Origin of the sequence: Halomonas sp. TA22, from assembly GCF_013009075.1 — a bacterium.
GTDB lineage: Bacteria > Pseudomonadota > Gammaproteobacteria > Pseudomonadales > Halomonadaceae > TA22.
In genome coordinates, this window is record NZ_CP053108.1 from 1,978,580 (window position 1) to 1,992,837 (window position 14,258).

Here is a 14,258-nt window from a genome sequence, read left to right on the forward strand (position 1 = left end):
GGTGAAAAAGAGGTGGAAGCACGGCTTATCGCTCGAAGAGATAGCGCTGCACGTTGTCGTAGCAGACCGCGCGCACCAGGTGGCCGATACGGTCAGGATCGTTCGGCAGCTCACCGCGCTGCATCATCTCGCCGAGCATCTGGCAGAAGATGCGACGGAAGTAGTCATGGCGAGAGAACGACAGCAGGCTGCGCGAATCGGTGAGCATGCCGACGAAGTGACGCAGCAGGCCGAACTGCATCTGGGTGGTGAGTTGGCGCTCCATGCCATCGCGCTGGTCGTTGAACCACCAGGCGGCGCCGAACTGCATCTTGCCGGGGATGCCATCGCCCTGAAACGACCCGACCAGGCTTGCCAGCATCTCGTTGTCGCGGGGATTGAGGTTGTAGACCACGGTACGCGGTAGCGCCCGGTCACGATCAAGGGCATCGAAGATGGCCGCCAGTGGTTCGGCGTAGGTGACATCGCCAATCGCATCGAAGCCGGCGTTGGGGCCGATCTCGGCAAGCCTGCGCTGGCTGAGGCTGCGCAACGCCCCTAGGTGAAGCTGCATGACCCAGCCACGCCTGGCATATTCGCGACCCAGCCAGAGCAGCACGGCCGTGGTGAAACCGGCACTCTCCTCGGCCGTCAGCGCTTTCCCCTGGCGACGGCGGTCGAGAATAAGATCGAGCACGGCCGTTGCAGGTGGCGTCACGAAGACCGGTTTCTCCAGACTATGGTCCGACAGGCAGCAACCGTTCTCGGCGAAAAAGTCGAGGCGTTGATGAAGCGCTGCGAGCAGATCATCGAAACGCCGTATCGATACCCCACTCGCCGCCTCCAGCTCACCGAGATAACCGTCGAAACCGGGCTCTCCGATCTTGAGCACGGCATCGGCACGAAACGCCGGCAGCAGGGTGGGACCGGCACCGCTCTGGGCATGGCGGCGATGCTCGTCGAGAGTGTCGATCGGGTCGTCGGTGGTGCATACCGTGCGCACATTGAAGCGCTCGAGAATACCCTGGGCACGCAGTTGCGGCGTGGCCAGGCGTTCACGGGAAGCCGACCAAATCTCCTCGGCCGTGGCGGGCGAGAGCAGCGTGTTCTCGATACCCAGCGGGTGGCGCAGCTCCATGTGCGTCCAGTGGTAGAGCGGGTTGCCGAGGCAGTCCGGCACCGTCTCGGCCCAGGCCTGGAAGCGTTCGCGATCTCCCACATCACCGGTGATGCGCCGCTCGTCGATACCCGCGCAGCGCATTGCCCGCCACTTGTAATGGTCGCCCTTGAGCCACAGTTCGGTAAGGTTGTCGAACTGCAGGTTGTCGGCGATCTCGGTCGGGCTCAGGTGCGAGTGGTAATCGCAGATCGGCATGTCGGCGGCATGCTCATGGTAGAGCCGACGGGCGGCATCGTTTTCGAGCAGAAAGTCCGGCCCCATGAAATCGATCTTGTCGTTGAAGGTCATGACGCGCTCCGTCGTTGTCGAGACGTGTTGATGCGATGCTCAACCCATCAGCAGATTGGGTAGGAACAGCACGATGTCGGGGAAGAAGATGATGCCGAGCACCACCATGAAGACCGCCAGGGCAAACGGCAGCAACTCCCGGCTGTAGTCGATGAAGGAGCAGCGCAGGATGCCGCACACGGTGTACATCGAGATGCCCACCGGGGGTGTCATGCCCCCAAAGGTCACCAACGTCATCATCAAAAGGCCAAAGTGCACCGGATCGATGCCCGCGGCCTTGATGACGGGTACCAGGATCGGCGTGAGGAGCATCACTACCACGGTCGCCTCCAGCAGCATGCCGAGCAGAACGAGCAGGACGGCAAGTGTCAGCAACAAGGTCGCCTGGCTGGAAAACACGCCAAGGGTGAGTTCGGCGATCGTCTGCGGCACTCGCTCGAAGGAGACCACATACCCGATGATCCCCGAGAACATGATGATCAACATGATCATGCCGATATCGCGCACGCTGGCGTGCATCGCCTCGAGGATCTCCTTCACCCCCATCTCGCGATGGATCAGGCAGCCCACTACCAGTGCATAGGCGACCGCGAAGGCACCAGCTTCCGAGGGCGTGAAAAGGCCATAGCGAATGCCCACCAGCAGCCATACCGGGAACAGCAGTGCCCATACGCTGCTGCGAGCGGCCTTGAGCACCTCGCGCCCAGAAGGAAGCCCCTCCTGCACCGGGGCATAACCACGCCGTCTGGCCACGAAATAGGTGGTGATCATCAAGGCCACCATCAGCAGCACGCCAGGCACCACGCCGGCGATGAAGAGCCGCCCGATGGAGACCTCGCCGAGGTAGCCATAGAGAATCAATCCAATGCTCGGGGGAATGGTGGCGGTGATGAGGCCGCCGATGGAGAGCACGGCACCGGTGAACCCCGGGCTGTAGCCCTGCTTGATCATGCCCTGCCCCAGCACGCGTGACTGCATGGCGGCATCCGCCACCGCCGAGCCGGACACTCCCCCCATCAAGGTGCTCAGTACCAGGCTGGCCTGGGCCAGGCCACCGCTCATCCAGCCGGCCAGCAGTGTAGAAAGGCGCATCAGGCGAGGCGTGATACCACTGGCATTCATCAGGTGGCCAATGAAAATGAATAGCGGCACCGCCAACAGTGGGAACGACTGCGTCGCGGAGACGATGCGCTGCGGGCCGATATTGACAGGCAGGAATGTCTCGGGGAGGAAAAAGTAGGTAAAGCCAGCAATGCCGATCGCAAAGGCGACAGGCATGCCGATGGCCATCAGCAAAAGGCCCAGGCCAAGCAACAGCGCAGCCGTCATAGCGTCTTCTCCACAATCTCGTCATCCGAGACCAGACTGCGGATGATCCCCTTGCTGGCGACACGACGCAGCAGAGAGACGATCATCAACGCCGCGCCCACCGGCAACGCTAGCGTGATATAGCCATAACTCAGCCCGGCCACTCCCATCGGGCGCTGCCAGTTGGAGAGCGCCAACGGCAGGCCGTGCCACACAAGCAGTGACAAGAAAGCCAGCATCATCAATAGACAAAGGCTCGTGACGATGCGCTGAAGCGTCAACGGCACGCGCACGATCAGGGCATCGATACGGACTTGCCCACCGCGGCGTAGCGTGATGTCCGCGCCCAATACTGCCGTCCAGATGAACAGGAACTGGGCCAGTTCAGCACCACCGGCGAAGGGCTGCCCTATTGCACGCATCGTCGAGCTAGTCAGCATGGTGAGTGAGGTGCAACCAAGCAGCAGGATGGCAAGTCCCTCCTCGAATCGATCGTACCAATGCCACATAAGGGGATCCTCGAACCACCGGTTCGTCTGACTGAAGGAAAGCACGCACTATCGAGCAAGCTGCCTACCGCATAACGGCAGGCTGCTTGGTGCTAGTCGTCAGTGGAGAGCAGCTGTTCCCGGTATTCGTCATATCCCAGCGACTCGTAGACGCCGGCAACGCGTTCCCGGAACAGTTCGATATCGACGTCGGTGAAGGTCACGCCCGCCTCCTCCATCCTTTCACGCACTGCATCCTGCGCATCCGCAGTGGCCTGGCTAGCCTCGTCGCCAGCCTTCTGCAGCTCTTCGTCGAGAATGGTGCGCAACTCTTCCGGCAGCGACTGGTACCAGCGATCCGAGGTGGCGATGCCTGTCATCAAGTGGATGTGCCGGGTCAAGGCGATATGGCTGATGACCTCATGCAGGTTCTGTCCTTCGGCCGCCGTCAATTGCGCCTCGGCCCCATCGATCGAGCCCAGCTGCAACGCCGGATAGACTTCCGACCAAGGCAGCGGCGCGGGTGTGGCGCCCATCGCCTCGATGGTCCTGAGCCATACCGGGGAGTTGATGGTGCGCACGCGTATGCCGCGCAGATCCTCGGGCGTTTCGACCGGGCGGTTGGTCAACATCTGCCGCGAGCCCTGGAACCAGTTGTAGTTTAAAAGTCGCAGGCCACTATTGTCGGCCAGGCTATCGACCCACTGGTGGTAGAGGTCGGATGAGGTGATCCGAGCATAGTCGGTATGCTCTTCCACCAGGTAAGGGGCGCTGAGGATCCCTAGCTCCGTCTGGTATTCGGATAACCGGCCAGCATCGATCAGGATCGCAATATTGGCACCACTACGGATCTGCTCTACCACATCCTCATCGGAACCGAGTTGACTGTTGGGAAAGACATTGACCATCAATTCGCCCTCCGAGCGCTCTTCTATCGCTTGGCTGGCTCTCTCCATTGCCTGGACGATGGGGTCCTGCGAGCTAAGCGCCGAGGAGAGATTTAACCGGTAATTGGCGCTGGCAACACTGCTTGCTAGCGCCAAGGCAATGGCCGGTAGGATCAGTCTTGTTTTCATCTCGATATCTCCTGGCGTATCTCTTGTGTTATTGGAAAGGAGCCATGTTTCCTTGCATCAAACGACTTTTTCTATCTTGTGCGCTGCCATGGCAGCGGGGATCTCGAACATCTCCGGAAAGCGGTTCATCAAATTGGGCAGCGATTGCAATATCTCCCGCTGATGAATACGCATGATCTCTTCGGCGGCACCTTCATCGCGTCGCGCCACGCACTCCACGATTTTTTCATGCTGATCGATCAACTTGCCGATCGGCGTACTGTCAGGAATGCTCAGGTAGCGCACTCGATCCAGCTGTGCCTTGACCTCCTCGGTGACCTTCCAGGCAGTCTGCTGCGCTACGCCCAACGACAGCGTTCTATGGAACGTCTCGTCCAGCAGAAAGAAGCGATCATAATCGTGCGGGTCGATGCAGCGGCGCTGACGTTCGACTAGCTCGTAAAGTTCGTTTACCACTTGCGCGGATATCCCCCGCGAGGCAGCTTCTCTTGCCACTGCCACCTCGATCGCCTCGCGCACGAAGCGCGCTTCGAGCACCGCTTGATGGGAGATCTTCACCACATAGGTGCCGCGTTGAGGGCGCACCTCCACCAGCCCCGCTTCGGAAAGACGAATGAACGCCTCACGCACCGGCTGCCGGCTGACCGCGAAGGTATCGGCGACCTCCTTTTCGGAGAGCGCTTGCCCTGGTGCCAGCACCATATGAATGATCGACTGCCGTAGCACTTGATGGAGCCGCTGGCGCACCGACCCTTCGTCAGGTGTCTCCTGCCATAGCGCTTGCAGGGTGGTGTTCATGACGCTCCTCGCTGCGTTATTAAGGCGGCGCGGTCGCGCCGACCTGATATGACTAGTATGGTAGTATGGCGACGTAAGTGACAGCCATTGCATATAAGACCTTGGTCTACAAGAAAAATGTGTTCGAGCGATGTCTGGAAGTTAACGAACAGTGTTCAAAGAATTGGGAAATGGTGTTCAATAATGGGCGAGGCTGGCCGATATCTGTAACACTGAGATCATAAACCCTGACATGAACACGAGGTTTGGCGATGGCCATACCGCGCTGCCTACTCTTCGACTGCGACGGCACCCTGGTCGACAGCGAACCCTTGCTTGCTGCCGAAATGGCGGTGAGCCTGAATGAGGTTGGCCTGCCCTTCTCGCCTAGCGATTACATGGGAGAATTTCGCGGGGCGCGATTCAAGCATATCGTTGCTGAGCTACAACGCCGCCACGGCTCCATCGACGAGGCGCTGCTCAAGGTGCATGAGCAGGAGATGCGCCAGAAGCTGGCCCAACGCTTGGAGAGCGAACTGCAGCCCCTACCCGGCGTGCGAGAAGCGCTCGATGCCTTGGTCCATTATCCTCGTGGCGTCGTCTCCAACGGTCCCGAAAAGAAGATCCGTACCGGCCTGTCCGTCACCGGACTGCTCGACGATTTCGGTGACAACCTGTTCAGCGGCTATACCGCCAACTGCTGGAAGCCCGACCCCCGCCTCTATCTTTATGCCGCCCGTGCGATGGGCTATCACCCCAGTGAGTGCGTGGCCATCGATGACGCCCTGGTCGGTGTCAAGGCGGCCCTCGCGGCGGGCATGACGGTGATCCATCTCAACCGCTTTCCCGATGTCGAGGAGACGCCGGAGGGCGCCATCACCATCAGCAACATGTATCAGCTACCCACCGTTGTCGGCCACATGGTACTGGGCGAAGCGCTGGCCAACTGAGCCGATGGCGAGTGCGATGACGTGCGCCTCACTTACTGGGTATCATGGCGGCGTGATTTACCGGTAATCAGGAGCTCCCCATGGCCTCACTGCACGACCAGCTTCGTGGCCTCGTCTACTCCACCGAACATGGCCAGACCTGTCCCGCGTGCCGCCAACCCATCGATGGCTGCCAATGTGCCGAGCAGGCCGAGCAGCAGCGTTTGGCAGCGCTGGACGGCATCGTACGCATTCGTCGTGAAATCAGCGGCCGCAAGGGCAAGGGAGTGACGACCATCGAGGGGATTGCCCTGCCGAACGCCGAGCTCAAGGCGCTGGCCAAGGAGCTCAAGAAGCGCTGCGGTACCGGAGGCGCCGTCAAGGAGGGGGTGATCGAAATTCAGGGCGACCATCGGGAGACGCTCAAGACGGATCTCGCCAATCGCGGCTACACCGTCAAACTGGCCGGTGGCTGACAGGAGCACACCATGAGACGACTCGATAGACGATTGACCTTCGCCACGCTGGCCGGAGTGTTGTTGCTTGCGCTGAGCGCCTGTGCCGGCCGTCCGGAACTGGAGGAGCTGCATGCGCGAGTGGTGCCCAGCGCTCCTCTGGAGATCGGCAGCGATGCCGAACTCAGGGTGAGCCTCGAAGGCCCGACGAACGGCCAGCGCCAGACCATCGCCGAGAGTCGCTACAGCCGCATCGGCAGCGGACCGATCGAGGTCGTACTGCGCTACGACGTCCGGGCACTGGCGTCATCGAGCGAGTACCTCCTGCGTGCCGAGTTGCGGGATGAAGGACGCATCACCCACGTCAATCGCGAGCCGGTCACGCTGACCGGCGCACAGGCGACCAGCTCGCGTATCTTCGAGATACCGCTCGAGCCCCGCCTTCCCTAGCCGGCACTCAGCCCATCGGCCAGCGCCTCGAGCGTCGGGCCGATGGGGCACTCGACCTTGAGCTGGTAGAGCCCATCGGCGCGGGTGCGCCCCAGGTTGAGGCAAGCGATCGGCTGTCCTCGAGCGGCGGCCTCCCGGGCGAAGCGGTACCCCGAATAGACCATCAGCGACGACCCTACCACCAGCAGCGCATCGGCGCTTGCCAGCGCCTCGCGAGCGGCCATGACCCGCGCCGCTGGCACGCTGTCACCAAAGAACACCACATCCGGTTTCCACACGCCCTGCCTGCAGCGGCGGCAGGGCGGTACGCAAAACGTCGAGAAGTCCGCCTCCAGTTCGGCATCGCCATCGGGTCCGACCGCCGCCGACAGGTCGCGCCATTGCGGATTCTCCGCTTCGAGCTCGAGATGCAGATCGTAGCGCATGCGCCGCGCATCGCAGCTCATGCAGCGAACGATCTCGGCACGCCCATGCAGGTCGATGACCCGCCGGGAGCCCGCCTGCTGATGCAGGCCATCGACATTCTGCGTGATCAGCGTCGTCACGCGCCCCAGCTGCTCGAGGCGCGCCAGGGCACGGTGCGCCGGCCCCGGACGCGCCTCGACGAGCGCCCGAAAGCCGATCAGCGCTCTCGCCCAGTAGCGCTGGCGCGCCGCGGGGCTTGCCATGAAGACACGATGATCCATGGGCGGCGGACGCTTCCACTCGCCGGCGTCATCACGATAGTCGGGGATACCGCTCTCGGTACTGACACCGGCCCCGGTGAGCACCGCCAGGCGTGGGTGGCGTGCGATGAATTGCGACAGTCGTGAGACGTCGTCGGGCGCTGCGTTGGAACGAGAGAGAGCCTGGGTCATGGAAAGCTGCTTATGGATAGGGTCGTAGTGATACACTCATGGCTCGAAGGCGCCAATGTTGGTTAGAATCAACACTTAACACTGCATCAGGCAAGGACACTTCTCGATGGCCTGGCTGGAATACCTTCTGCCACTGATCTTCCTGTTTCCTCTTGGGGCAACGGCAGTCATCGTAGTGGCCCTGCGCAACCTTCACGATGCCCGGGTACGCTCGCCCTTCGACGCCCAGCCACTACGCGAACCCGGCCAGGCCCAACGCGACTCTCTTGACCGCGCCTTTGCCAGTCTGTTCCTCAATGGAGCGCTGGGGCCCATCGTCACGCTCGCCCCGCTCGTCTATGGCATGGGCAGAATGCTCTTCGCCAGCTGGCAGGACTGGATAGAATGGGCGCTCTACGGGCTGCTGAGCACCGCGCTGATGCTGGTATTCTGCTTCCTGCTGATACGCGACTTTCAGCGCATTCGCAGGCTCAAGCTCACCCTTGCCTGCGAACTGGCCATCGGTCAGGAGCTGGAGCGCCTGGTCCGGCCCGAAGCGCACCCCTACTGCATCTTCCATGACATTCCCGCCGATACCTTCACCATCGATCATATCGCCGTTACCCCGCATGGCGTATTCGTGATCGAGATGTGCCCGCGTACCCGCCCCTTCGATGCCAGTGGCCAGGAGCTCAACCAGGTGATGGTGGAGCAGCAGCGCCTGCGTTTCCCGGGCTGGAGCGAGCGTGAGCCGTTGATCAAGACGCTCCAGGCGGCCAGGTGGCTGCGCCACTGGCTGGCACGGGAGTGCGGCAGCGAGGTGCCCGTGCGCGGCGTGCTGGCGCTCCCCGGCTGGGAGGTGGACAATCAGCAGGCGTCAGGGGATCCGCTGGTGGTCAAGGGCGACAAGCTGGCCGCGCAGCTAGCGACCACGCCACTTGGTCATTTCGACGGTGCCCTTCATGACCGCGTGATTCATGCCTTGAACCGGCGTGCTCGCAAATAAGCCGCTCGGCTCCCGCGCCATCCCCTTGCCCTATTTTCCCAGGCGTGTGGCGATACGCACCCGGGAATGGCAGCGTCCGCGGCCCTGCTCGACCAGGCTGTCGGCGGCGGGGAATGCCGAGAGGCGCTGAGCATCGATACCGATACGCACTTCGGTGAGCACTCGATTCCCTCGCCCTCGACACTCTAGACGCAGCGCCCTGCCGGTGCCTTCGCCGAACGCCGCCTCGAAGGCTGCGATCAGCTCGTTACGCGCCACCTCTCCACCCTGATTGAGCGCCACGAAGGTGCCGAAGGCACTCTCGTTGACACGCTCGAGCAGCACGATCGAAGTGGAGAAGTAGTCCGCTTCGGGCAGCGCCAGGCAGGCGGCGTGCTTGGCGTACTGATAACGATCCAGACAGCTAGCCCGCCCCGGCATCGCCTCGTCCAGAGCCTCGCTCAGTTCACCGGGAAAATCGAAGGGGGCGCGCGTACGGCAGAAGCTCCCCTCGACTCTTGGCTGTTCGAGAAAGCACCCCTCCTTCCACCACTGGGGACGGTCGACACCACGCGCAGCGAGATGTTCGGGTAGCGACGGCCATAGCCCATGCAGCACGAACCCTCGGTGCGCGTCGCCAAGCGCTGCGTCGCGACACTCCTGAGGCGGCTGCGAGTGCGTCTCGCAGAAACCGGCATGCCAGGTCAGCGCCAGGGTGTAATGCTCAAAGCCCTTGCCCTGCAGAGCGGAAGCCGCTGGTGCGACAAGGGCCAGCAGCACCATCCACATGGCCGCCAGGCCACGCCGGCGCCAACGTTTCGCTACGCCATGCACTGCACCATCTCGCATGAGAAAATCCTCGCTTGCCATCTTGCCGAAAGCGGGAGTTGGACTGATAATCCGCGCCGCTCGCCCCCCCTCCCGGATCACCGCACCATGAACTTGATCAGTTTCAACACTTTTCGAAGCCTGGGCATCCCGGAGAGTGGGCGGCGCATCGGCCTTCAATCGCCCTTCAGTCGCCCGCCCATCTCCTGGGCCAGGTCGACGGCGAAGTGGTCGGTCATGCCGCCGATGAAGTCGAGCATGCGCCGATAGCTGTCGTAGAGGGGCCATGAAGGGCGAGGCGTATTCTCACCGATCAGCGCCAGCACACGCTGGTGCTTGTAGTTCAATTCGCCACTGTGGTGCAGTTCATGGGCGGCGCCGATGAACGCCTCGAGCAGGATGCCCAGGGTGGTATAGGCGCCGATCTCCAACTTGGCCTTGCGCTCGTTCTGGAAGATGCGCTCCCGCGCCAGCTGCTTGGCCGCCTTGACGCCCCAATCGAGATCCGGGTGACACAGCTCGAGCAGATCGTGTTTCAAGGTACCGTCGAGCAGCGCGCTTTCGTGCTGCACGAAGACCGCGCCGACCTCGCTCACCGCCCGCTCCATCGCCGCGCCACGCAGTGCCGCGATACGCCGCCGCTGGGAGACGCCGTCGCGCTGCATGCCTGCATACTCCGGCGGCATGCCGCCGGCGATCTGGCTCAATATCTCGGCCACCTCGTCGAAACGCAGGATGCCCATCTCGAGCCCATCCTCGAGATCCAGCAGGGCATAGCAGATATCGTCGGCCGCCTCGACCAACCAGGCCATCGGATGACGGCTCCACGCCCCTGGCGCGCGCGGCTTGAGTCCCAAGCGCTCGGCGACCTCGGTGAGCAGATGCTTCTCCGACTGGTAGCTGCCGAACTTGCCGGCGCTACCGCCATGCTCCACCGTCCAGGGGTACTTGAGCATGGTGCCAAGGGTGGCCCCTGTCAGGCGCATGCCACCACGAAACTGGTTGTACTCGATCTGGGTGACGATGCGAAAGCCCTGGGCATTGCCTTCGTAGGTCAGCAGATCGGCGCGCTCGGCGTCGGAGAGACCGTCGAGCAAGCCGCTGCCTTCGCTCTCGGCCCGCTTGAACCAGTCGCGGATCGCGTACTCGCCGGCATGCCCGAAGGGGGGATTGCCGATATCGTGGCCCAGACAGGCCGCCTGCACGATCACGCCAAGATCCGCCGGGGTGATCCACTCCGGCAGACGGTGACGCAACTTTTCACCGACGATCATGCCCAGCGAGCGGCCGACGCACCCTACCTCCAGCGAGTGGGTCAGGCGGGTGTGGATATGATCGTTGTCGGTTAGGGGGTGTACCTGCGTCTTGCGCCCCAGGCGCCGGAACGAGCCGGCGAAGACGATCCGATCATGATCCTTGTGGAAGGGACTGCGACCGATCTCATCGCGGGCGGTGCGGGGCTTGTCGTTGAGCCGCGTCGGGTCGAGCAGTCGCTCCCAGTGCATTTGCGTCATGGCTTATCTCCTTGAGACTCCCATTCTGGCACCGCTCCCGGTATGAATGCCATGCCCGCAGCGGCGGCTCGGAGACGAAGGCAGGAACGCAGACATTTCTGTACTGTCACCTTAAGCAAACCAGGACTTTCCGGTACCATACCGCGCCTTGCCTGAGCCGACCCGATCAGGGGCCGGCCAAGTGCGCCGCATTGTCGTTGAAACCGTCGAGGTAGCATGAGCGAATTTTCCCCTGGACAGCGCTGGATCAGCGATGGCGAAGCCGAACTGGGCCTGGGCACCATCCTGAGCTGCGATGTCCGAAGCGTTACCGTCCTGTTCAGTGCCAGCCAGGAAACCCGAACCTACAGCGTGCGCCAGGCGCCGCTGACCCGTGTCGCCTTCGGTAGCGGCGACCGTGTCCAGTCCGCCGAAGGCTGGCAGATGATCGTCGACGACAGCAAGGAGATCGATGGCCTGATCGTCTATATCGGCGAGGACGAACAGGGACAGTTGCGCGAGTTGCCCGAAGCGGGCCTTGCCGACAGCATGCAGTTCGACCAGGCCCGCGACCGGCTATTGACCGGCCAGGTCGATCGCAACGACTGGTTCGACCTGCGTTTTCGCACCCTCCATCATCACAACCGTATCGAACAGAACCCGGCACTCGGTCTCGCCGGTCCCAAGATCGACCTGATCCCCCATCAGCTCTACATCGCCGACGAGGTGTCGAGCCGCCACGCCCCACGCGTGCTGCTGGCCGACGAGGTGGGACTTGGCAAGACCATCGAGGCGGGCCTGATCCTGCACCGCCTGCTGCTGACCGGGCGCGCCGAGCGCGCGCTGATCCTGGTGCCCGACAGCCTCACACATCAATGGCTGGTGGAACTGCTGCGGCGCTTCGCCCTCGAAGTGCGCTTGCTCGACGAGCACCAGAGCCTTGCGCACCTCGACCGCAACCCCTTCGAGTCCGCTCAGTTGATCCTGGCCAGCCAGCAGTGGCTGTTCGCCAATCCCCACCGTCAGGCCCAGGCCGAGGCGTGCGACTGGGACCTGCTGATCGTCGACGAGGCGCACCATCTCGAGTGGTCGCCCGACGCAAGCAGCCCCGGCTACGCCTGCATCGAGCGCCTGTCGGCCACCACTCCAGGCGTGCTGCTGCTCACCGCGACCCCGGAACAGATGGGGGTCGAGAGCCACTTCTCCCGGTTGCGCCTGCTCGATCCTGACCGTTATCAGGCACTCGAGCAGTTCAAGACCGAGGAGCAGGGCTACGGCCAGGTCGTCGAGGCCATCGATGCCCTGCAGCGGCTCAGCGACGCGGTGCCGGGCACGGCAGCGGATCGCGACCGCATCGGGGCGGTGATCGACGAGCCCGACAGCCAGGCCCTGCTGGCCACGCTCACCAATCCGGAAAGCGACGAGGCGCAGCGCCGGGCAGCCAGCGCCCAGTTGCGCGAGCAGTTGCTCGACCGCCACGGTACCGGCCGGGTGATGTTCCGCAACAGTCGGCGCCATGTGGGTGGCTTCCCCGAGCGTCACCTGCATGTCGAGACCCTGGCTCCCCCCTCGGCTTACCGGCGAGTGCTGAAACGCCTGGAGCGTGATGAGGACTATCTCGATGAGCTGCTGATCGAGACCGGTCTCGACCACCCTGAGGTGGTGCTCTATCTGGATGCCATGTACCGCGCCCTGCCCCACGATCCGCTCAACGCGGAGCCGTGGTGGCAGATCGACCCCCGCGTCACCTGGCTTATGGAGCTGCTGACCGGGGTCGGCCGCGACAAGGTACTGGTGATTGCCCACTCCCGTGATACCGCCGTCGATCTCTCCCGGGCGCTGCAGGTGCTTGGCGGCATCCATGCGCCGGTGTTCCATGAGGGGCTGGCACTGGTCGAGCGCGACCGCGCCGCGGCGGACTTCGCCGACGACGAGGAGGGCAGCCAGGTGCTGATCTGCTCGGAGATCGGCTCGGAGGGTCGCAACTTCCAGTTCTGCCGCCATCTGGTGATGTTCGATCTGCCGCTGCACCCCGACCAGCTCGAGCAGCGTATCGGACGCCTCGACCGTATCGGCCAGCAGCATGCCATCGAGCTCTACGTGCCAGTATTCGAGGCGAGTCCCAGCGAGCGGCTGCTGCGCTGGTACCGCGACGGCATGGACGCCTTCAGCGCACCGCATGGCGTTGGCAGCGATTTGTTCATCGCCTTCGGCGATGCGCTGGCCGATGCACTGCTCGACGAGGAGAGCCTGCAGGAGATCATCGGCGAGACGCGCACCCTGTTCGAGGCACGCCTGGCCGAGCACGATGCCGGCCGCAATCGCCTGCTGGAGTGGGGCGCCTGCCGCCCACAGCGTGCCGCCGCCGTGGCCAAGGCGATCCGTGAGCTAGACGACGATCCGGCACTGCCGCGCTATGTCGACCAGGCGTTCGACATCTTTGGTGTCGATAGCCAGGAGTTGGGAGGCGATATCCTGCATCTGCAGCCCAGCCAGCAGATGCTCGATGGCCTGCCGGGTCTGGTGAAGGGCGAGGATGGCTTCTCCGCCACCTTCTCGCGCTCCCGTGCGCTGGCACGCGACGACGTGCAGCGGCTCTCATGGGAGCACCCGTTACTGCGCGAGATGATGGGGCGCATCCTTGACGGCCAGATGGGCAATACGGCCTTGGCCTTGCTCAGGCATCCGGCAATTCCCGCCGGCCGGCTGATGGCCGAGTTGATCTTCCGTACCCAATGTCCGGCGCCCAAGCGGCTGCACGTCAACCGCTTCCTGCCGGCGACCGCGGTGCGGGTGCTGCTCGACGAGTCGGGTGCCAACCTCACTGCCAAGGTTTCCTTCACCGGGCTTGCCAAGAACCTGCAGAAGGTCAAGAAGGCGGTCGCCCGGGACCTGATCAAGAGCCGTCACGACCAGCTGCGCGAGCTACTGATCAGCGGCGAGGGGGAGGCCGAGCGTGAGCTGTCGAGCATCGTCGAGGCGGCCCAGGCCCGCATGCGCGCCACCCTGGATAGCGAGCTGGTCCGCCTGCAAGCCTTGTCGCGCCACAACCCGGCGGTACGTGAAGAGGAGCTGACCGCCCTGCGAGAGGAGCGAGACGCACTCGACAAGGCGATCGAAGGGGCGCGACTGCGCCTCGATGCGGTACGCGTGATCGTGACGGTGGATAACGACAGCCGCTGACAG

Annotated in this window: 13 protein-coding genes; 5 read left to right on the plus strand and 8 right to left on the minus strand. The window is 63.2% G+C overall.

The window, feature by feature from the left end; translation table 11 throughout:
• Positions 1-25: 25 nt before the first annotated feature.
• From uxaC to HJD22_RS09255, 5 genes are all read right to left on the minus strand, one after another.
• Complete coding sequence (gene uxaC, locus HJD22_RS09235) at positions 26-1,447, minus strand: glucuronate isomerase (RefSeq protein ID WP_208655737.1); 1,422 nt, start codon at positions 1,445-1,447, stop codon at positions 26-28.
• 39 nt (positions 1,448-1,486) lie between these two features.
• Complete coding sequence (locus tag HJD22_RS09240) at positions 1,487-2,776, minus strand: TRAP transporter large permease (RefSeq protein WP_208655736.1); 1,290 nt, start codon at positions 2,774-2,776, stop codon at positions 1,487-1,489.
• Positions 2,773-3,264 carry a TRAP transporter small permease gene (locus tag HJD22_RS09245; protein ID WP_208655735.1) on the minus strand — a complete coding sequence of 164 codons (492 nt, stop codon included), beginning with the start codon at positions 3,262-3,264 and terminating at the stop codon, positions 2,773-2,775. The genes HJD22_RS09240 and HJD22_RS09245 overlap by 4 nt, the downstream gene beginning before the upstream one ends.
• A gap of 92 nt (positions 3,265-3,356) precedes the next feature.
• Entirely contained in the window at positions 3,357-4,319 is a 963-nt protein-coding gene (locus HJD22_RS09250) for a C4-dicarboxylate TRAP transporter substrate-binding protein (protein WP_208655734.1), read from the minus strand.
• Between the two features lie 57 nt (positions 4,320-4,376).
• On the minus strand, positions 4,377-5,117 hold the full coding sequence (locus tag HJD22_RS09255; RefSeq protein WP_208655733.1) for a GntR family transcriptional regulator: 741 nt from the start codon (positions 5,115-5,117) through the stop codon (positions 4,377-4,379).
• A 251-nt stretch (positions 5,118-5,368) separates the two neighbouring features.
• Here HJD22_RS09255 and HJD22_RS09260 point away from each other — a divergent pair, with 251 nt between their 5' ends.
• The 3 genes from HJD22_RS09260 to HJD22_RS09270 all read left to right on the plus strand — a co-directional run bounded on the left by HJD22_RS09260 (position 5,369) and on the right by HJD22_RS09270 (position 6,930).
• Positions 5,369-6,046: an HAD family phosphatase gene (locus HJD22_RS09260; RefSeq protein ID WP_208655732.1), complete on the plus strand. Its 678-nt coding sequence runs from the start codon at positions 5,369-5,371 to the stop codon at positions 6,044-6,046.
• An 80-nt stretch (positions 6,047-6,126) separates the two neighbouring features.
• Entirely contained in the window at positions 6,127-6,501 is a 375-nt protein-coding gene (locus HJD22_RS09265; protein ID WP_208655731.1) for a translation initiation factor Sui1, read from the plus strand.
• 12 nt (positions 6,502-6,513) lie between these two features.
• Positions 6,514-6,930: a YbaY family lipoprotein gene (locus HJD22_RS09270; protein WP_208655730.1), complete on the plus strand. Its 417-nt coding sequence runs from the start codon at positions 6,514-6,516 to the stop codon at positions 6,928-6,930.
• Here HJD22_RS09270 and HJD22_RS09275 read toward each other — a convergent pair.
• Entirely contained in the window at positions 6,927-7,787 is an 861-nt protein-coding gene (locus HJD22_RS09275; RefSeq protein WP_208655729.1) for an NAD-dependent protein deacetylase, read from the minus strand. The genes HJD22_RS09270 and HJD22_RS09275 overlap by 4 nt on opposite strands.
• Before the next feature lie 106 nt (positions 7,788-7,893).
• Here HJD22_RS09275 and HJD22_RS09280 point away from each other — a divergent pair, with 106 nt between their 5' ends.
• Positions 7,894-8,772 carry a nuclease-related domain-containing protein gene (locus tag HJD22_RS09280; RefSeq protein WP_208655728.1) on the plus strand — a complete coding sequence of 293 codons (879 nt, stop codon included), beginning with the start codon at positions 7,894-7,896 and terminating at the stop codon, positions 8,770-8,772.
• Positions 8,773-8,802: 30 nt separating this feature from the next.
• On the opposite strand, the gene HJD22_RS09285 is transcribed toward HJD22_RS09280, so the two are convergent.
• Together HJD22_RS09285 and HJD22_RS09290 are read right to left on the minus strand one after the other, a co-directional pair.
• On the minus strand, positions 8,803-9,600 hold the full coding sequence (locus HJD22_RS09285) for a ribonuclease I (protein ID WP_208655727.1): 798 nt from the start codon (positions 9,598-9,600) through the stop codon (positions 8,803-8,805).
• Between the two features lie 155 nt (positions 9,601-9,755).
• Entirely contained in the window at positions 9,756-11,093 is a 1,338-nt protein-coding gene (locus HJD22_RS09290; protein WP_208655726.1) for a deoxyguanosinetriphosphate triphosphohydrolase, read from the minus strand.
• A 216-nt stretch (positions 11,094-11,309) separates the two neighbouring features.
• On the opposite strand from HJD22_RS09290, the gene rapA reads away from it, so the two are divergent.
• On the plus strand, positions 11,310-14,255 hold the full coding sequence (gene rapA / locus HJD22_RS09295) for an RNA polymerase-associated protein RapA (protein WP_208655725.1): 2,946 nt from the start codon (positions 11,310-11,312) through the stop codon (positions 14,253-14,255).
• Positions 14,256-14,258 lie beyond the last annotated feature (3 nt).